The organism is Amycolatopsis marina, from assembly GCF_900111885.1.
Classification (GTDB): Bacteria; Actinomycetota; Actinomycetes; order Mycobacteriales; family Pseudonocardiaceae; genus Amycolatopsis; species Amycolatopsis marina.
The window spans coordinates 204838-223856 of sequence record NZ_FOKG01000007.1; the positions used below are offsets into that span (position 1 = coordinate 204838).

Here is a 19019-nt window from a genome sequence, read left to right on the forward strand (position 1 = left end):
CGGTGCTGAACCGGAGGCGGATCACCGCGGCGTTGATCGGTCTGCTGGTCCTCGTCCTCGGTGGCTGGCTGATCCAGGACGTCGTCGGGGCCGAAAACGGAGCCGGGGACACCGGCAGTACTGTGCCGGGCGTCGAGTCAGGTCTGCGGGTGGAGCCACTCTCCGCACTGCCGGAGGAGGCGCGGCAGACCTGGGAGTTGATTGAGCAGGACGGCCCGTTCCCGTATCCGGGCAAGGACGGGAGCGTGTTCGGAAATCGGGAGAAGTTGTTGCCACTCAAGGAACCTGATTACTACCACGAGTACACGGTGCCGACGCCGGGCAGCCAGGACCGCGGCGCGCGCCGGCTGGTGACCGGCGAGTCCGCCGAGCTGTACTACACGGCTGACCACTACTCGTCGTTCGTCGTCGTGGACCCGCAGCGGTGAGTGCCGTGGGGGACAACGACGCCGGGACGCTTGTCGCACGAGCTCGCGCACGCGGTGCGTATCCGCATGTGGTTGACACGGGGGCCAATTCCAGCAAGGCGTCCACGATGGACGCGATCGCCGCGGCACTGTCCTTTCCGAGCTGGTTCGGCCGCAATCTCGACGCGCTCTACGACTCGCTCACCGATCTGTCCTGGCTTCCCGAGGGCGAGCATGTGCTGATCTGGGTGGCCGCCGACGTGCTCAAGCGTGCGGATCCCAAGGGGTACCTGGCGATCCACGGCGTGCTCTCCGACGCCCAGCGGGCACTGGCACCGAACGGCGACCGCCCGGTCAATCGCAGGCTGGTCGTACTGCTCGCCGACGGCTGACCGGGCGGATCCGGCAGGCTCAGCTCTCCGGGACCCAGTTGGGCCTGCGCTTCTGCGCGAAGGCGGTGATGCCCTCCTGGCCTTCCTCACTGGCGAAGAAGCGGGCCGATGTCTCGATCATCTGCTGGAACGCCACTGCCATGCTGGGCGCCTTCTCCGACCGCAGCAGTTCCTTCGTCGCCGCGAGCGCCTTTGGGCCCCCGAGGGACAGCGAGGTCACGAAACGGCCCACCTCGTCGTCCAGCTGTTCGGCCGGCACCGCCGAGTTGATCAGGCCGATCCGGGCCGCGCGCTCGGCGCTGAAGGTGTCCCCGGTGAGGAACAGTTCGTGGGCGTCGCGCGGGGTCAGCCGCGGCAGCACGGTGACCGAGATGACCGCCGGGATCACGCCGATGCGCACCTCGGTGAACGCGAAGGTGGCGTCGGTGACCGCAACGGCGATGTCCGCGGCGGCGACCATACCGACACCACCCGCCCGCGCGGGGCCTGCCAGCTTGGCCACCACCGGCTTCGGGCTCGTCCAGATCCGCTCCAGGATCTGCGGGAATTCGTTGACGCCCTGGTCACCGGCTCCGGCGCCGCGAGCTTCCTTCAGGTCCATCCCCGCACAGAAGACCGGGCCCGTGTGGTCGAGCACGACAACCCGGACAGCGTGGTCCTCCTGCGCCGCGGCGAGCGCAGCGAGCAGCTCGCGGCGCAGCTGCGCGGAGAGGGCGTTGCGGTTGTGCGGCGAGTCGAGAGTAATCGTCGCCACCCCGGCGTCAACCGCGTAATGCACCAGTTCATCAGCCATGGGCGTCACTCTGGCACAACCGCAGGGTGTCCCCAATGTGGCATTGGGGACACCCCGGGGGCACGTCAGGCGGTGCGGACGGCCGAGCTCGTGACCTGGTGGTACCGCCGCAGGACCAGGTCGGCGACCCGGGGCTCGGCGCCGAGTGGCGCCGCGATCGGAATACGGGGGTCCACGTCACCCGCGAGCGCAGCGATCCGGTCGGGGAGCAGCCCCGGTGCGAGGAACCAGGAGGCGACGGCGAAGCGTCGTGCGCCCCTGGCGCGCAAGCGAGCGATCGCGGCGGGCACGCCGGGACTGGTACTGGCGAAGGCGGGCGCCACACCCGCCACCGAATGCCGAGCCTGCCAGCGGCGCGCCAGCCGAACGACGGCGTCGTTCGCCGCGGAGTTGGAGGAACCGACCGCGGCGAGCACGACGCCGAGCCCCGGGTCGGTGAGATCCGTGCCGGTCTCGGCGAGCCGGTCGATCGCCACCTCCTCCAGCCCTTGGTCGATGCCGAGCACATCCGAGACCGACACCCGGAACCGGGGCGCGGTCGCGGTCACCTGTTCGACCAGCGCGGGCAGGTCGACGCGTGCGTGGAACGCGCTCCCGAGCAGCAGCGGCACCACCACGGCGCCCTCGTGGCCTTCCGCGTGCAACCCGGCTAGCACGTCGGTGACCTTCGGCTCGGAAAGATCGAGGAACGCCGTGCGCACCTCGATGTCCGGCGCCGCGGTGCGCACGGTGCGAGTGAGCTCACGCACGCACGCGGAGGAGCGCGGATCCCTGCTGCCGTGGGCGACGGCGACCAGAGGGAGTGACGCTGCCCCGCTCACGCCGCTCGCTCACCCAGCCCGGAGAACCGGTCGCCAACCATGCCCGCGGCGAGAGTGTCGCCGTCCTTCGGGTCGATGACCAGGAACGCACCGGTCCGGGGACTGCTCGCGTAGTCGTCCACCGGGATCTCCTCGGACAGCCGCAGCCGGACACTGCCGATCTCGTTCAGCTCCAGCGAGTCCGGCGACTCCACAGTGGACAGAGTTTGCTCGTCGAACCGGGAGTGGAGATCCTCCACGAGCGCCTGTACGGTGCGCGCACCGTGCTTGACCAGCACCTTCGAGCCGACGGTGAGGGACTTCGCGGACAGCCAGCACAGCGCTGCCGTGAGTTCGTCGGTGACGACCGGACACTGCTCCGCCGCGGCGATGAGATCACCGCGGGCGATGTCCAGTTCGTCGGCGAGGATGACGGTGACGGAACTGCCGGAACCCGCCTCGGCCAGCGGCCCGTCCGCGGTGTCCACCCGTTCGACCGTGCTGCGCAGGCCCTGCGGCAGGACGACGATCTCGTCGCCTGCCCGCACGGTCCCCGCCGCGACCTGTCCCGCGTAGCCCCGGTAGTCGGGGTGCTCGGCCGTCCTCGGCCGGATGACGTACTGCACCGGCAGCCGGAAGGCCGCGTCGTGCGGGTCCGGTGCCACCGGCACGGACTCCAGATGCTCCAGCAGCGTCGGACCGGAGTACCAGGGCGTCTTGTCCGAGGAACTCGCGACGTTGTCGCCGTGCAGCGCGGACACCGGAATCGTCAGGACACTGCCCTCGCTGTAGCCGAGCGAGGCTGCGTGGGTGGCGAACTCCTTGGCGATCACCTCGAAGGCGGCCTCGTCGTAGCCGATCAGGTCGATCTTGTTGACGGCGAGCACGAGCCTCGGCACACCCAGCAGCGCGAGCACGGCCGCGTGCCTGCGGGTCTGTTCGATGACGCCCTTGCGCGCGTCCACCAGCAACACCGCCAGCTGTGCCGTCGAGGCCCCGGTGACCGTGTTGCGGGTGTACTGCACGTGTCCCGGTGTGTCCGCGAGGACGAAGCTGCGCCGGGGCGTAGCGAAGTACCGGTAGGCCACGTCGATGGTGATGCCCTGTTCCCGCTCGGAACGCAGACCATCGACCAGCAGCGAAAGGTCCGGTGTGGACAAACCACGGTCCACGCTCGCGCGCTGCACGGCATCGAGCTGGTCGGCGAGCACCGACTTGGTGTCGTAGAGCAGTCTTCCGACGAGAGTGGACTTGCCGTCGTCCACGCTTCCAGCCGTGGCCAGACGTAGCAAGGAGCTCATCGCTGTACCTCTCCCATCAGAAGTAGCCTTCCTTCTTGCGGTCCTCCATGGCGGCCTCGGACAACCGGTCGTCGGCCCTGGTGGCACCGCGCTCGGTGAGCCTGCTCGCCAGCACCTCGGCGATGACGTCGTCCACAGTGGCCGCTGTGGACTCGACCGCGCCGGTGCAGGAGCCGTCGCCGACCGTTCGGTAGCGCACGGTCAGGTCCCGCACCTCCTCGTTCTCGCGCGGGCCGCCCCACGGACCTTCGGTGAGCAGCATTCCGTCGCGTAGGTAGACCTTGCGCCGGTGCGCGTAGTAGATCGACGGGAGTTCGATGCCCTCACGGGCGATGTAGTTCCAGACGTCGGCCTCGGTCCAGTTCGACAGCGGGAACACCCGGACCTGCTCGCCGGGGCGGTGGCGTCCGTTGTAGAGGTTCCACAGCTCGGGACGCTGCCTGCGCGGGTCCCACTGCCCGAAAGCGTTGCGTAGGCTGAAAATGCGCTCCTTCGCGCGGGCCCGCTCCTCGTCGCGCCTGCCACCGCCGAACACCGCGTCGTACTTGTTCTCGCTGATCGTGCCCAGCAGCGGGACGGTTTGCAGCGGGTTGCGGGTGCCGTCCGGCCGCTCGGCCAGCCTGCCGTCGTCGATCCAGTCCTGGACCTTAGCCACGACCAGCCGGAGGTTGTGTTTGGCCACCACCTCGTCGCGGAAGGTGATCACCTCGTCGAAGTTGTGGCCGGTGTCCACGTGCAACAGGGGAAACGGCACCGGCGCGGGCCAGAACGCCTTGATCGCGAGGTGCAGCAACAGGGTGGAGTCCTTGCCGCCGGAGAACAGGATCACCGGGCGGTCGAACTCGCCCGCGACCTCCCGGAAAATGTGGATGGCCTCGGATTCAAGCGCGGCGAGATTGTCCCTGGCCGCGTCGGTGGCGGGTTCGAGCGTGGTCATGTGTTCCTCTCTAGCCGTGCAGACCGCACTCGGTCTTGGACTTGCCCGCCCAGCGGCCGCTGCGGGGATCTGCGCCTGGGGCGACCTTCGCGGTGCAGGGCGCGCAGCCGATCGACGGATAGCCCGCGTGTACCAACGGGTTCTCCAGAATTCCGTGCCGGTCGATGTAATCGCGGAACTCGTCGTCACTCCACGGCGCGATCGGGTTGACCTTGACCAGCCCATTGCGGTCGTCCCAGGTGATCACCGGAGTGTTCGCCCTGGTGGGGGCGTCCACCCTGCGCACGCCGGTGATCCAGCACGAGTAGTTCGACAGGGTCCTGCGCAGTGGCACAACCTTGCGCAGGTGACAACACTGAGCGGGATCGCGGTCATGCAGTTTCGGCCCGTACTCCGCGTCCTGTTCCGCCACGCTCTGCTCGGCCTTGGCGTTCACCACCCGGATTCCGGAGTAGACGGTCTCGACCGCGTCCCTGGTGCCGATCGTCTCGGCGAAGTGGTAGCCGGTTTCCAGAAAAAGTACGTCCACATCGGACTTGACCTTCGTCGCGAGGTCGATGAGGACAGCGTCCTGCATGTTGGAGGCGACGATCAGATCGTCCCCGAACTGCTCGACCGCCCAGCGGATCGCCTCATCCGCCGGTGCGTCCGCGAGTTCGACGGAGGCCCGCTCCGCCAGTGCCTTGAGTTCATCGCTTCGAGTGGCCGCCGTCATCGAACTCCTCCTGGAAGCTGCAGGCCGATCATGGTGATCGAGAAAACCCTTCTGCAGGAAGAACACAGCCAACTGCCGTTCTCTTCCGGGCGCAGGTCCTCGTCCCCGCAGAACGGGCAGTAGAAAGGAACCGCTCGTTGCGAGGTCACTTCAGGTCACCCTCGTCGGCCCTGGCCACCCACTGCGGGAAGCGCTCGCCGTCAGCACGCTGTTCGACGAAGTTGCGCACCACCCGCTCCACGTAGTCGGTCAGTTCGGCGCTGGTGACCTTGTGGCCACGCAGTTTCCGGCCGAATCCCGCGTCGAGGCCGAGGCCGCCGCCGAGGTGCACCTGGAAGCCCTCGACCTGGTTGCCGTCGGCGTCGGTGACGATCTGTCCCTTCAGGCCGATGTCCGCCGTCTGGATCCGCGCGCAGGAGTTCGGGCATCCGTTCAGGTGCACACTGACGGGGGCGTCCACACCGGACTGGATGTCCGCCAGCCTGCGTTCGAGGTCGGCCACCAGCTCGTGGGCCCTGGCTTTGGTCTCGACGATGGCGAGCTTGCAGTACTCGATCCCCGTGCAGGCCATGACCCCACGGCGCCAGGGCGACGGCTCGGTCTGCAGCCCGAGGTCGGCGAGTTCGCCGCGCAGGCTGCCCAGTTCGGCCTCGGGCACGTCCAGCACCACCAGCTTCTGCTGCGGCGTCAGCCGCACCCTGGTGGATCCGGCCCGTTCGGCTGCCTTGGCCACCGCGAGCAGTGTCGACCCGGACACCCGGCCCGCGATGGGCGCCGCGCCCACGTAGTAGTTGCCGTCGTGCTGCCGGTGCGTGCCAACGTGGTCGAGCGGCTGTGCCGGGACCTCGGGTGCGGGGCCGTCGATCAGTGTGCGTCCGAGGTACTTGGTCTCGAGTGTTTCCCGGAACTTCTCCGCGCCCCAGTCCTTGACCAGGAACTTGATGCGGGCGCGGGAGCGCAGTCGCCGGTAACCGTAGTCCCGGAAGATGCTGATGACGCCTTCCCAGACGTCGGGGACCTCGTCCAGCGGAACCCAGGCGCCGAGGCGCTGACCGATCATCGGGTTGGTGGACAGCCCGCCGCCTACCCAGACGTCGAAGCCGGGACCGTGCTCGGGGTGGTGCACGCCGACGAACGCGACGTCGTGGATCTCGTGTGCGACGTCCGGCAGTCCGGAGACGGCTGTCTTGAACTTGCGGGGCAGATTGGCGAACTTCGGATCGCCCACGAAACGGCGTTTGATCTCGTCGATGGCGGGGGTGCCGTCGATGACCTCCTCGGCGGAGATGCCCGCTACCGGCGAGCCGAGGATAACCCTGGGGCTGTCGCCGCAGGCCTCCATCGTGGTCATGCCCGCGTCCTCCAGCTTCTGCCAGATGGTCGGCATGTCCTCGACCTGGATCCAGTGGTACTGGATGTTCTGCCGGTCGGTGATGTCGGCCGTGTCGCGGGCGTAGGTCTGCGAGATCTCGCCGAGGACCGACAGCTGCTCCGTGCTCAGCGCGCCACCGTCGAGGCGGACCCGCAGCATGAAGTACTCGTCGTCCAACTCCTCGGGCTCCAGCGTCGCGGTGCGGCCGCCGTCGATCCCGGGCTTGCGCTGGGTGTAGAGGCCGTACCAGCGGAAACGTCCGCGCAGATCGCCGGGGTCGATCGAGTCGAACCCGCCGTTCGCGTAGATGTTCTCGATGCGGGCGCGGACGTTGAGCGGGTTGTCGTCCTTCTTCGAACGCTCGTTGGGGTTCAGCGGCTCGCGGTATCCCAGCGCCCACTGGCCCTCACCGCGGCGCTGTTTGGGACGCGCGGTGCGACCGGCGTTCGGGGTGTCGCGTGTCGGCGAGGCCATTCGTCGTCCTCCGGGGCTGTGGTGGTGCCGTGCGCAGCGAGAACGCCCAGGTGAAGCGGTGGTGGGAGCGGTCGCGGCGCGTCCGGCGCCTGCGGTCCTAGATCGTGGCAGTGGCGGCGGGGTTCAGCGCATCGCCGAGCACAGTGCGCTGGCCACACGGCGCAGATCGACGTGTCGTCGAGCCACGAGGCGCACACCGGCGGAAGTCACGTTGTCAGACTGCCACGCGCCCACTGAGTGGTCTAGCGCCATCCACATGGTGGGAGCAGCATCACGCGGGCGGCACTTCCCGCGGGTCAGGCGCGCCGAGCACGCTCGATCGCGGCGAGTTCCCTGCGGCAGTCCCTGGACAGGGCCCGCTGACGGCGGATGCGCGGCAGCAGGGACAGCGGGGCGAGATCGGCGTCCGGGTTGCCCGACCGGCGGGTCACCGTCAGCTCGTCGCCCCGCAGCGCACCGCGCAGCGACCAGCGCTCCCACCGTTCCAGGTCCGGCATCGAGTAGTCATAGCCGCACGCGACCGAAGGCGCGCCGTCGCCACGCAGCGGCCTGCCGCCGAGCTGCGACAGCCGTACCGGAGCGCGTTCGTGCTCCACCGTGACCGTGTCCAGCGTGAGTCCCGTGCCGTCGTCGCGCACGAGCACCGCCTGCGTCACCGGATTGGTCCGGGCGGGCAGCTCCAGCTCTGTGCGCACCCGCTCCAGCCGAACGATGATGCGTGGCAGCCACCACCAGTTCTCCCTGCACAGCAGTGGGCTGTCGGCAAGTGTGCGGGTGGGCGGGTACTTCACGAGTTCCTGGCGCAGCAGTTCGACGGTGAACAGTTCGCCCTCGGTGTCGTCGATGATCTCGACATCGCCGAGCGCCGCCCGCCCTGCCCTGGCGCGCTGCAGCGATCGCGAGTCCGTCACGGAGAAGGCAACCTCGGTCGCGGAGCGCAGCCCGGCGACCTCGCCCGCGCTCGAGTACGGCAGCGCCACGCAGGCGCCCCCGTCCGGCCCGCTCGTCAGCGGGGTGACCGGCAGGACGGCGGGCTCCCCGGAGGCGTTCAGCCAGGAGAGTTCACCGGTCAGCGCGCGCCGCCATAACTGATCGAACTCGTTCACGTTCCAGCTCTTCTCTCCCGATCTTCGGGCTGTTACGGTGCGCCGGATCGGCTGGTCAGACCTCTTGTCAACGGTGTCAGAAGTGTCAGTTCCGTCCTTGGAGCGTGCGACATGCCCGCAATAGTTGTAGCCCTCGTCGTGGCCGTCCTGTTCTACCTCGGCTACCGCTACTACTCGCAGTATCTCGCCCGCAAGGTGTACGCGCTCGACCCCGCGTTCGTCACCCCGGCGCACAGCATGCGCGACGGTGTCGACTTCGTCCCGACCAATAAGCACGTGTTGTTCGGTCACCACTTCACCTCGATCGCGGGCGCGGCCCCGATCGTGGGCCCGGCGATCGCCGTGTTCTGGGGCTGGGGTCCGGCACTGGCCTGGGTCGTGCTCGGCACGATCTTCGCGGCCGGGGTGCACGATTTCGGTTCGCTCGCCATCTCGGTGCGCCACCGGGCGAAGAGCATCGGCACCCTCGCCAAGGAAGTTGTCAACAAGCGCGCCCGCGCCCTGTTCCTGCTGATCATCTTCTTCCTGCTCACGCTGGTCAACGCCGTGTTCGCCGTGGTGATCGGCAACCTGTTCGTGGCGTATCCGGAAGCGGTCCTGCCGATCCTGCTGGAGATCCCGCTGGCCATCGGGATCGGGCAGTACATCTACCGCACCCGCAGCGCGGCGCTGATCCCGTCCATCGTCGGCGTGATCGTGCTCTACCTGTCGATCTTCCTCGGGCAGCTGCTGCCGATCTCGCTCGAAGGCGTCGCGGCGGCGGACGGTCTGTTCACCGAGCGCAACCTGTGGGTCATCCTGCTGTTCGCCTACACCTTCGTCGCATCCCGGATTCCGGTGTGGGTGCTGCTGCAGCCGCGGGACTACATCAACTCCCACCAGCTGTTCATCGCGCTCGGCGTGATCCTGCTCGGCATCGCGATCGGCATGGACCGCATCGTGGCTCCGATGGTGAACGACACCCCCGAGGGATCGCCGAGTTGGTTCCCGTTCCTGTTCATCACCATCGCGTGCGGTGCCATCTCGGGCTTCCACAGTCTGGTGTCGTCGGGAACGACGTCGAAACAGCTGGACAAGGAGACCGACGCGCGGCACGTCGGCTATCTCGGCGCGGTGGGGGAGGGTTCCCTCGCGCTCGGCTCGATCCTGGCGTGCACCGCGGGCGTGGCGGCGACCACCGTGGACTGGAACGCGCTCTACAGCGACTTCTCCACGGCGTCCGGCGGATCGACCACGAACTTCGTCAACGGCATCGCCTCGTTCGCGGGCAACCTCGGGATCCCGGTGTCTATCGGCGTCATCTTCGCCTCGATCGTCGTGATCAGCTTCGCGGCGACCACGATGGACACCGGCGTCCGCCTCCAGCGCTACATCGTGCAGGAGATCGCCGACATCGCCGGGGTCAAGTCCGTCTCGCGCAACGTCACGCTGGCGACCGCGCTCGCTGTGGCGGTTCCGCTGGCGATGGCACTGCTGCCCGGCGGTGGAGACAAGGGCTACACCTTCGGCGTGCTGTGGCAGCTGTTCGGCACCACCAACCAGCTGACCGCGGGTCTGGCGCTCGCGGTGATCGCGGTGTGGGTGACACGCAACCGGCGCAACCCGATCGCGATCCTGATCCCGCTGGTGTTCCTGCTGGCGATGACCACCTGGGCGCTGATCCTGAACCTGGCCACTTTCGTGGAGGAAGGTCAGTGGGTGCTCGCGCCACTGGATCTCATCATCTTCGTGCTCGCGCTGTGGCTGATCGTGGAGGCGGGTATCGCACTGCGCAAGGCGTGGGTCGGTGCGCGCAGCGGTGAGCCGGCACAGGAGTCGGAAACGGAGTCGTGAGCGCCTGGTCGCGGATCGTCCGCGCCTGGCGCACGATCGAGCGCGGTCACGACGCCGTTTTCACCGCACGGTGGCGGCAGGGACTGCGCCGCGAGGCCCGCAGGCAGGAGGACACCCTGCGGGCACTGGTGATGCTGGAGTCGCTCGGTGTCGACAACCCGGTTGCCTACGAGACCCTGGACCTGGTGCCGTACCTGGTCGCCGATCTGCACGAATGGCATCAGCGGATGGGCAGGGAGAGTTTCGGGGACCCCGGTGTCTGCTGTTAGGAACGGTCCACGATGACCGCGATCCGGTTCCTCGGCGGCAAGGGAGGCGTCGGGAAGACGACGATGGCGGCGGCGCTGGCGATGTCGCAGGCCGCTCGCGGACAGCGCACGCTCGTCGTCTCGACCGACCCCGCGCACTCCCTCGGGGACGTGCTCGCCACCCGGCTTGGTGAGGAGCCCCGCGAGGTGGCGACGGGGCTGTGGGCCGCGGAGGTCAGTGGCGAGGCACAGGCGCGCAGACGGGTCGCCGAGATCACCGAGGACGCGGAGCAGGCACTGCCCCGGGAGGTGCTGCCCGCGGTGCGGCGACACCTGGCCAGGGCAGTCGACAGTCCCGGCACCGTCGAGGCCGCGCTGCTCGACCGGCTCACCGCCCTCGTCGAGCAGGTTGGCACGCGCTGGGACCGGCTCGTTGTCGACAGCGCCCCGACGGGCCACATGGTGCGGCTGCTCAGCCTGCCTGCCCTACTCACGCCGTGGGTGGAGGGGTTGGCGCGGCAGCGGGAACGGACCAGGACCGTGGACCGGATGGCCGCGGGCATGCTGGGCAGGGCCGACGAGACCCCAGACCCGCTGCTCGATCGGCTGCACGCCCGGCGCAGGCGGCTGGAGTGGATGCGGGAGCGGTTGCGCGAGGACTCGCTGGTGCACCTGGTGCTGGTGCCGGAGCACCTGCCGCTCGCCGAGACGCTGCGTGCGGCGGACACGCTGACCGGCGCTGGGATGCGGCTGGGGACCCTGATCGTCAACCGGGTGGTGCCCGAGGGCGAGACCGGCGTGCTGGCCGAGCGGCTGCCGCAGCAGGCGGAGGTGCTGCGGCGCCTGCGAGACCGGTTCGAGGCCACCGAAATGGTGCACGTCCCGCTGCTCGGAGGTGCTTTGACGACCCGGGCCGAACTCGCCGACCTGGCGACTCTTCTGGACGAGGCCGGGTTGGGCGAGTAGCCGTCCTGCCCGCGACCTGGCACCCGTCGGACGGTCGCGGGGTGGCGTTGGGGGACACTGGGAGGGTGACTTCCGCCGTGGTGCCCGCCGAATCCGCCCTGCCTGCCGAGTCGCTGGCCGGGCTCGGCACGCGGCCGTTCGGCGTGTACGTGCACGTGCCGTTCTGCGCGACCCGCTGCGGCTACTGCGACTTCAACACCTACACCGCGGGCGAGTTGGACTCCGCCTCGTCCCCGGAGTCGTGGCTGGACGGGTTGCGCCGGGAGCTCGAACTGGCAGGCAGGGTGCTCGGCGCTCCACCACCCGCGGACACCGTCTTCGTCGGTGGTGGGACACCGTCGCTGCTCGGTGCGGGCGGTCTCGAATCGGTGCTCGGCGCGGTGCGCGACGCTGTCGGCATCGCCCCCGGCGCGGAGGTCACCACGGAATCCAATCCCGAATCGACCTCGCCGGAGTTCTTCGCCGGAATCCGGGACGCCGGCTACACGCGAGTGTCGCTGGGCATGCAGTCCGCGGCCCGGCACGTGCTGCGGGTCCTCGACCGCGTGCACACACCCGGCAGACCGGTCGCCGCCGCGGCCGAGGCGCGCGCCGCGGGGTTCGAGCACGTCAATCTGGACCTGATCTACGGGACCCCGGGAGAACGTCCCGAAGATCTGCGGGCGTCGCTCGATGCCGTACTCGAGTCCGGTGTGGACCACGTCTCGGCCTACGCGCTCATCGTGGAGGAAGGCACCGCGCTGGCACGCAGGGTGCGCCGGGGTGAGTTGCCCGCCCCCGATGACGACATGCTCGCCGAGTACTACGAGCAGATCGACCGTTCGCTCGCCGCGGCGGGACTGCGGTGGTACGAGGTGTCGAACTGGGCCGCGTCGGAGGCCGCGCGGTGCGGTCACAACCTCGGCTACTGGCGAGGCGGTGACTGGTGGGGCGCGGGCCCCGGAGCGCACAGCCACGTCGGCGGCGTGCGCTGGTGGAACGTCAAGCACCCTTCGCGGTACGCCGCGGCGCTCGCGTCCGGTGCGTCACCTGTCGGCGGGCGTGAGATGCTCACCGAGGAGGACCGGCACCTGGAGCGGGTGATGCTGGAACTCCGGCTCGCCGAGGGGTTGTCGCTGGACGTGCTCGATCAGTCCGGAATCGCGGCGGCACGCGACGCCGCGGCCGAGGGCCTGCTCGATCAGTCCGCAATGGACTCGCGTGGCCGAGCGGTACTGACCGCGCGGGGCAGGCTGCTCGCCGACGGGGTCGTCCGGCGCCTGGCCGGCTGACCGGACACCCCCCACCCCCATAGCCATGGTGCGTCTGCAAGTACCACCAAGCAAGATCATCCGCGTCGCTGACTACCACCAAGCCCCTGTGGCTCGGTAGTGGTTGACGAGCTTTTCGATCTTGCTTGGGTGTACTTGCAGACACTCCAAGCCCTAGGGGGTGGGGGAGTTGAGGGCGGTGTCGATCCACTTGCCGAGGGGGAGCGCGAGCACGGCGGTCGCCAGGACCAGGTGGACGAGCATGAAGATCACGGCGGCGAGCACGGTCGGGGGCCCACCGAGGAACACGATGATGTGCGAGGCCCACTTGAGTTCCGTCGGCCGGGAGCCTGCCGACCACACGTCGTTGAGTGCCCAGAAGGTCAGGTCGTTCAGGCCTGACACCACGATGAGCACCGCGGCGATTCCGGTCTTGAGCACTGTCGCGGTGCGGGCGCCGCCGAGCCGGTAGGCCATCAGCGCGAACAGCACGATGAACGTCGTGATGAACAGTTCGAACTGGTAGATCGGCTGGAACGAGCCCTCGACGTCGGCCTCCCGCCCGTAGGTCTGGATGCGCATGACGAACTCGGTGTCCAGATAGGCCATGTACGCGATCACGGCCAGCACGATCAGGGCGGGACCGAACCGGACCCTGGGGAACAGCGCGACCGCAAGTACGGCGAGGACGAACGGGCTGATCTTGAACGCCCACTCACCGAGATTGTCCAACGTCTGATCCGGTGGGAGGACCACCATGATCAGCAGGGTGACAGCCGCGGCGGGGATCGCTGGCACCACCCAGAGCCAGCCCCGGTTGCGGTACAGCGTCCGTACCCAGTTCGTCTCGCTGCTCACGGGCGCGTCCAGCTCGGTCGTCATTCGTTCTCGTCCTCCAGATATGGTTTCTGCGCCCAGAAGGGTCCCAGTGCCAATGCGTCCACATCGGTCTTGAGGAAGCACGCGATCGCGTCGGCCGGGGTGGCCACAATCGGCTCATTGTTGTCGTTGAACGACGTGTTCACCACCATGGGCACGCCGGTGATCTTTTCGAACTTCGAGATCATGTCCCAGTACAGCGGGTTGTCCTTTCGGCTGACCGTCTGGACGCGGGCGGTGCCGTCGACGTGGGTGATGGCCGGAACAGCGGTGCGCTGATGCTCCAGCACGTCGAAAACGAGCAGCATCACCGGTGAGGGGTAGTCGCTCACGAAGTAGTCGCCTGCCCGCTCGACGAGACACGACGGCGCGAAGGGCCGGAAGGCCTCCCTGTGCTTGACCTTCTCGTTCATCCGGGTCTTCGATTCCGGATCGCGCGGGTCCGCCAGCAGCGAACGGTTCCCGAGCGCCCTCGGCCCGCACTCCATCCTGCCCTGCACCCATCCCACGATGAGGCCGTCGGCGATCTTCGCCGCGGTGTGTCCCGCGATGTCGTCGACGCGCTGGTACTCGATTCCCGCGTCCTGCAACGCGAGTTCCATTTCCTGCTCGGTGAACTCGGGGCCGGTGTAGGTGAAGCCGTTTCGTGGCCGGGGCCTGCCGTACTTGCCGACGCTCACGTCGAGTGCGGCACCCAGCGCGCAGCCGTCGTCGGCCGCGGCAGGCTGGGCGAAGAATTCCTCGAACGGGGTCTCCAGCAGAATCCTGCCGTTCATGACGCTGTTGAGTGCCACTCCGCCCGCGACGGACAGCCGGGTCGACCCCGTCTGCTGCTGTAGCCAGCGTGCCAGGTGCAGCCCGGCCTCCTCCAGCGTGACCTGCAGGGCGTACGCGATGTCCATGTAGTGCTGCGGAACCGGGTTCTCCGCCGTCACCTTCGTGCGCGGCCGTGCCGGACCGAAGGTGTCGATGAACTTCTGCGACATCGTGTGTTTACCGGTGGTGTGATGGCGGAACCAGCTCAGGTCCAGTTCGAATCCGCCGTCCGGATCGAGATGGATCAGCTGCTTGAACTGCTCCACGTAGGTGTCCTTGCCGAACGGGGCAAGCCCCATGATCTTGCCCTCGTCCCTGGTGGGATAGAAACCGAGATAGCCGGTCACACCCGCGTACATGGCGCCCAGCGAGTGCGGGAACTTGATCCTGCGCAGATCGGTGATGCGCTTGTCCCGGCCGTGCGCGAGATACGTGCTCGTGCCGTCGCTGCCGATGCCGTCAAGGGTGAGAATCGCCGATTCCTCCCAAGGACAGATGTAGTAGGCGCTGCCCGCGTGGGCGCGATGGTGGTCCACCAGATGCACGTCGAACTTCGTCGGCCCGGTGTGGCCGACCGCGGCCCGCACATCGCGCCGCAGGGTGAACGATCGCCGCACGTGGGCGAGCAGCGCCCCGCCGACGTGGTAGTCGTCGACTCCCTTGCCACCGCCGGATTTCAGCGTCTCGAGCATGCCCGCGGAACGTCCGCCCTCGTCGCCGTTGTCGTTGCGCAGGACCTCAAGGGTGCCGGGGAAGTACCGGGCGAACACCTTCGCCGCGTGCCAGGGTTCCTGCCACCGTTGCCAGTAGTAGGCGACATGGTCCACATCGGCCAGACTGATGCCGCCCTGACGCAGGCAGAACGCGATGGCCTCGGCGGGAAAGCCGCCGTCGTGCTTGACCCGGGTGAAGCGTTCCTCCTCGGCGAAGGCGATGATCTCGCCGTCGCGGACGAGTGCCGCGGCTGAGTCGTGGACCCTGCTGATGCCGAGAACGTACATGGCTGACTCCGTCTTTCTCAGTGTTTCCGAACACGTACAGGGGTATGGGCGGTCAGTTCGGGGTGCTGCCGCAGCAGCATCCGGCGCAGCGCCGCGGCTTCCGCGCCGAGGGCGAGCACGATGGCGCAGAACCCCCCGATCGCACCCAGCGGTGGTACGAGCGCCGCGGCGCACAGCAGGGTGGCGGCGAGCCGGACCACCGCGGCCCCCGAGGTGATGGTCAGGACGCGGCTGTTGGTGTTCTCCAGCAGGAAGCCCGCGTACATGAGCACGATGGCCATGACCATCTCGATCAGCACGAGCACGCCGAGTACCAGGTACTCCGCCAACGTCGCCTGCGCCGTCGCCTCGGTGACGAGGAGTTGCCGGGTCGGGGGCAGCGCCAGCATCGAGACCAGCAGCGCCACGAACGCCAGTCCCGCGAACTCGGCCGATCTGAGCAGGGCATAGGCACGCTCTCGACCGCCCGCCGCGCCCTGCCCGCGTAGCCGGGCCGAGGTGGCGGGCTGGTGCAGTTTGAGCTGGTACAGCAGGAAAGAGCAGATGAAGCTGGATGCCATCAGTGCCAGGTAGAACGGTCCGCTGTCGGTGACCCGGCCCGCGACGGCGAGCACCAGGAAGATCGACGAGAGGGTGACGGCGTCGAGCAGTTCGGTGATTCCGAGCAACCAGGTGCTCCGGCCGAACGCGGGCAGCAGCCTGCGCCCGCTCGGGTCCTGCCGACGTACCCAGGAAGGCGGCAGGGCGTGCACCGTGCAGCCGATGATCACTGCGATCCCGGCGACCAGCACCAGAAGATGGCTTCGCGGAGACCATCCGGTGTACCAGGCGGTCGCCGTCGCGCCGATCACCAGCGCGGCGGCGACCCCGAACGCGACGGCGTCGAGCACCGGCCTGCCGCGGAGCCGGTGCAGTCCGGACACCGTCATCAACAGGCCGGTACTCGCCGACCAGGTGGCCGCGCACAGGTACAACGTGACCGTCGACGAAGGTGCCACCAGCAGGGCGACAGCGAGCGCACACACCAGCAGCAGCACCGGTGCCGCGGCGATCCGCAATGCCAGCCCGGCCACGTGCGCGGAGAGCAGGCGCGTCCTCGGCAGGACCTTCAGTGCCGCTTTCTCCGCCGCGGTCGGCAGGAACACCAGCCACGTACACAGCCCCAGTGCGTTGGTGAACCGGCCGTACGTCTCCGCGCCCCAGGTCGCCAGGAGCGCCACGGCCATCACCTGCACACTGAGGCGGAACGCCCCGCGCCCGGCGATCAACCGCAGCATCATCAGCGGACGTAACGGAGCGGCGGACACCGTGCCCGTCATCGCCGCACCCGGGAAGGCGCACGCCGCCCGTGTCCACGGAGCGGGTAGGGAAGGAAGGCACTCAAGGAAGTGGTACCGCCATGTCCTGCTCCTCGAGCCGGAACTTGAGCGCGCCACGCACGATGCCTTCGGCGGCCCAGAGCCGGGTCGGGGACTCGCCTGCGAGTACGACGTAGCCCAGCTTGTAGCCCGCCTGCTCGTACGGGCGGATGAAGGTGCCGGGTTCGACGAACAGGTGCAGCTCCACCACTTCCGGCATCGCCCGCACCTGCTCGACGCCGTCCACCGCCGAGAGGTGGCCGCCGCGGTCCGAGGTCAGCATGTGCACCAGTGTCGGCAGCGGCGGCTTCGGATCGAGGGACACGTCCTCGCCGACCGCGAGGGTGATCGTGGCCTCCATGAGGTCGACGCCGTAACACGTCTCGACCAGCTCGGCCAGTCCGTTGCCGCCCATCCTGGCGCCCATCTCGATCAGGTACAGCTCGCCGTCGTGCCCGAGCACCGCGTCCAGCGTGAGTGGTCCGTTGCGGTAGCCGAGTTCCGCGCAGACCGATGCCAGCATCGGTATCAGCCGGACATCCGCCTCGGCCGGAAGTGCCGCGGGCATCAGGTGTGTCGACGTGACGAAGAACGGCGGGGGAGTGATGGTTCGTTCGGTGACCGCGTGGAAGATGATGTCCCCGCCCGCGACCAATGCCTCGATGGTGAAATGGGTGCCGTCGAGATGCTCCTCGACGACGACCCGGCCGGATGGCGAGAACGCGATCGACTCCGTGCACGCGGAGCGGAGCATACCCGGACCCGCGCAGGCCACCACGCCTCTGCTGCCGGAGGAGTCGACCGGTTTCACCAGTGTGGGATACCGGAGTTCGCGTGCGCGTGAGAGCAGTTCGGCGCCGGGAACACCGGACACACTCCGATAGCTGGGCAGTCCGAGCCGGTCGCACACCGCGCGGAATACCGACTTGTCGGTCGAGGCGGCCACCGCGGCGTCGGACAGTGGCTCCGGCAGGTTCCAGTACCGGGTCAGCCACGCCTGGGCAGGCAGCCCCACGTCGCTGGCGGGGCACAGCACCGCGACGATGTCACGGCGGCCCGCCAGCGCCGCGGCGATCTGCTCCGGAGCACGAACGCTGGCGTGCAGGAATTCGTCGGCGACCTCGACCCCTGGTGCGCCGGGGCGGATGTCGACGCAGATGGTGCGGTACCCCAGTTCGCGAGCGCGGCGGTACACACTGACGGATCCGTCGGCGCCGCCGAGTACGACCAGTGTGCGCGCTGACAGAGCTGGTCCCGTCGCTCCCGGCGACGGTGTTGTTCTCGGGTTGGTTGTCATGGTCTTGCCCCCAGGAATCGCGGTGTCCCGCACAGCCGATCGGCGTCCCTGACCGGGAGACTCGACTCGCGGATGTAGAACTGTCGTGGCCGCGCCTGTCCCGCACCGAGCACCACGAGGTGACGCACGGTGAGCGACAGCGTGAACAACACGACGGTGAGCAACAGCAGTAGCGCCGCGGCGGCCGCGTGGCCGCCCAGCAGGCCGACCACGGAGGCCATAGCGAGCAGCAGCGCCAGCAGTCCGCTGAGCAGTGTGGTGAACGACGCGGCGGTCGTGAGTCTCCGGCTGAAGCCTACGAACAGCTCGACGGCGTGCGCGCTGAGAAAGCCGAACCCCACCTTGGACTCACCTCGTGCACGCGGCCGGTGCCGGACCGGCACGGTCGTGTACCGACTGGTGAGTCGGGGCACGGTGGCCAGGAAGTACGGGGTGGGCAGGCGGAGATCCACGATCTCGCGGGCCAGATCCGACCGCACCAGACGGAAGGCGGTCGCACCCTCCGGGATCTCGATCCGCAGGAGTCTGCGGCCGATGAAGTGGAAGGCCGCGGTGCCCCAGCGCCGCAGCAGCGGGTCCTGCCGGTTGGTCCGAACCCCGAAAACGGCGTCGTTTCCGCGTTCGGCCGCTTCGATGAGCACCCTGGCCTCGGCTGCGGGGAACTGCTGGTCGGCGTCGATGTGCAGGATCCACGGCCGGCTCGCGTACCGGTACCCGGCGGAGAATGCGGCCTCGAAACCGAAGTTGCGGGTGAAGGAGATGAACTGAACGCGGGAGTCGGACTCGGCCAGATGCCGGATGACCTCCAGCGTCCCGTCGACGCTTCCGTCGTCAACGTAGATGATCTCCAGGTCGAGGGTGCCGAGCTCGGCCAGAATCTCCCGATAGGACGGTTCGATGTTGTCAACTTCGTTGTAGCACGGGATGACCACCGTGAGTCCGATGCGGGCAGGAGACTCCGTCGCATCGGTCATCGACCAGTGTCCGAATTGGGCGGTTGTGTGTGGTGCGGGTGTCTGCGTAGTGGTGGACCAGGCATGGGTATCCTTTGTTCGATCTCAGGCAGGCGGGTCG

20 protein-coding genes are annotated in these 19019 nt (G+C 68.4%); 6 read left to right on the forward strand and 14 right to left on the reverse strand.

Going from position 1 to position 19019, the window contains the following annotated elements:
- Positions 1–2: 2 nt before the first annotated feature.
- Both BM199_RS13865 and BM199_RS13870 read left to right on the forward strand, forming a co-directional pair.
- Positions 3–428: a guanyl-specific ribonuclease gene (locus tag BM199_RS13865; protein WP_091673518.1), complete on the forward strand. Its 426-nt coding sequence runs from the start codon at positions 3–5 to the stop codon at positions 426–428.
- Between the two features lie 5 nt (positions 429–433).
- Positions 434–799, forward strand: coding sequence for a barstar family protein (locus BM199_RS13870; RefSeq protein ID WP_091673737.1), 366 nt, complete (start codon positions 434–436; stop codon positions 797–799).
- Between the two features lie 19 nt (positions 800–818).
- Here BM199_RS13870 and BM199_RS13875 read toward each other — a convergent pair whose 3' ends face one another.
- From BM199_RS13875 to BM199_RS13910, 9 genes are all read right to left on the reverse strand, one after another.
- The gene (locus BM199_RS13875; protein WP_091673520.1) at positions 819–1592 is read right to left on the reverse strand and encodes an enoyl-CoA hydratase-related protein; all 774 of its coding nucleotides are present in this window, start codon (positions 1590–1592) and stop codon (positions 819–821) included.
- Between the two features lie 65 nt (positions 1593–1657).
- Positions 1658–2413 carry a sirohydrochlorin chelatase gene (locus tag BM199_RS13880; protein ID WP_091673522.1) on the reverse strand — a complete coding sequence of 252 codons (756 nt, stop codon included), beginning with the start codon at positions 2411–2413 and terminating at the stop codon, positions 1658–1660.
- Positions 2410–3693 carry a sulfate adenylyltransferase subunit 1 gene (locus BM199_RS13885; protein WP_091673524.1) on the reverse strand — a complete coding sequence of 428 codons (1284 nt, stop codon included), beginning with the start codon at positions 3691–3693 and terminating at the stop codon, positions 2410–2412. Before BM199_RS13885 ends, BM199_RS13880 begins: the two co-directional genes overlap by 4 nt.
- Positions 3694–3709: 16 nt before the next feature.
- The gene (gene cysD, locus BM199_RS13890; RefSeq protein ID WP_091673526.1) at positions 3710–4630 is read right to left on the reverse strand and encodes a sulfate adenylyltransferase subunit CysD; all 921 of its coding nucleotides are present in this window, start codon (positions 4628–4630) and stop codon (positions 3710–3712) included.
- A 10-nt stretch (positions 4631–4640) separates the two neighbouring features.
- Positions 4641–5345 carry a phosphoadenylyl-sulfate reductase gene (locus BM199_RS13895; protein WP_091673528.1) on the reverse strand — a complete coding sequence of 235 codons (705 nt, stop codon included), beginning with the start codon at positions 5343–5345 and terminating at the stop codon, positions 4641–4643.
- On the reverse strand, positions 5342–5494 hold the full coding sequence (locus BM199_RS34520) for an eL43 family ribosomal protein (RefSeq protein WP_091673529.1): 153 nt from the start codon (positions 5492–5494) through the stop codon (positions 5342–5344). Before BM199_RS34520 ends, BM199_RS13895 begins: the two co-directional genes overlap by 4 nt.
- Complete coding sequence (locus tag BM199_RS13905; protein WP_091673531.1) at positions 5491–7191, reverse strand: nitrite/sulfite reductase; 1701 nt, start codon at positions 7189–7191, stop codon at positions 5491–5493. The genes BM199_RS34520 and BM199_RS13905 overlap by 4 nt, the downstream gene beginning before the upstream one ends.
- A gap of 123 nt (positions 7192–7314) precedes the next feature.
- On the reverse strand, positions 7315–7449 hold the full coding sequence (locus tag BM199_RS35200; protein WP_425425526.1) for a putative leader peptide: 135 nt from the start codon (positions 7447–7449) through the stop codon (positions 7315–7317).
- A gap of 38 nt (positions 7450–7487) precedes the next feature.
- Positions 7488–8297, reverse strand: a complete 810-nt coding sequence (locus BM199_RS13910; RefSeq protein WP_091673533.1) for a hypothetical protein — start codon at positions 8295–8297, stop codon at positions 7488–7490.
- A gap of 111 nt (positions 8298–8408) precedes the next feature.
- On the opposite strand from BM199_RS13910, the gene BM199_RS13915 reads away from it, so the two are divergent.
- From BM199_RS13915 to hemW, 4 genes are all read left to right on the forward strand, one after another.
- A complete protein-coding gene (locus BM199_RS13915; RefSeq protein WP_091673534.1) occupies positions 8409–10130 on the forward strand; it encodes a carbon starvation CstA family protein in 1722 nt (573 codons plus the stop codon).
- On the forward strand, positions 10127–10399 hold the full coding sequence (locus BM199_RS13920; protein WP_091673536.1) for a cory-CC-star protein: 273 nt from the start codon (positions 10127–10129) through the stop codon (positions 10397–10399). Before BM199_RS13915 ends, BM199_RS13920 begins: the two co-directional genes overlap by 4 nt.
- 12 nt (positions 10400–10411) lie before the next feature.
- Positions 10412–11344 carry an ArsA family ATPase gene (locus BM199_RS13925; RefSeq protein WP_091673537.1) on the forward strand — a complete coding sequence of 311 codons (933 nt, stop codon included), beginning with the start codon at positions 10412–10414 and terminating at the stop codon, positions 11342–11344.
- A 65-nt stretch (positions 11345–11409) separates the two neighbouring features.
- Positions 11410–12615 carry a radical SAM family heme chaperone HemW gene (hemW, locus tag BM199_RS13930; protein WP_177242617.1) on the forward strand — a complete coding sequence of 402 codons (1206 nt, stop codon included), beginning with the start codon at positions 11410–11412 and terminating at the stop codon, positions 12613–12615.
- Between the two features lie 153 nt (positions 12616–12768).
- Here the strand turns inward: hemW and BM199_RS13935 are convergent, their stop codons facing one another.
- The 5 genes from BM199_RS13935 to BM199_RS13955 form a co-directional block, all read right to left on the reverse strand.
- Positions 12769–13476, reverse strand: coding sequence for a hypothetical protein (locus tag BM199_RS13935; protein WP_091673540.1), 708 nt, complete (start codon positions 13474–13476; stop codon positions 12769–12771).
- Complete coding sequence (locus BM199_RS13940; RefSeq protein WP_091673542.1) at positions 13473–15290, reverse strand: carbamoyltransferase family protein; 1818 nt, start codon at positions 15288–15290, stop codon at positions 13473–13475. The genes BM199_RS13935 and BM199_RS13940 overlap by 4 nt, the downstream gene beginning before the upstream one ends.
- A 17-nt stretch (positions 15291–15307) precedes the next feature.
- Positions 15308–16609 carry a hypothetical protein gene (locus BM199_RS13945; RefSeq protein WP_091673544.1) on the reverse strand — a complete coding sequence of 434 codons (1302 nt, stop codon included), beginning with the start codon at positions 16607–16609 and terminating at the stop codon, positions 15308–15310.
- 61 nt (positions 16610–16670) lie between these two features.
- Positions 16671–17945, reverse strand: a complete 1275-nt coding sequence (locus BM199_RS13950; RefSeq protein ID WP_091673738.1) for an ATP-grasp domain-containing protein — start codon at positions 17943–17945, stop codon at positions 16671–16673.
- Positions 17942–18919, reverse strand: a complete 978-nt coding sequence (locus tag BM199_RS13955; protein WP_091673546.1) for a glycosyltransferase family 2 protein — start codon at positions 18917–18919, stop codon at positions 17942–17944. Before BM199_RS13955 ends, BM199_RS13950 begins: the two co-directional genes overlap by 4 nt.
- Positions 18920–19019 lie beyond the last annotated feature (100 nt).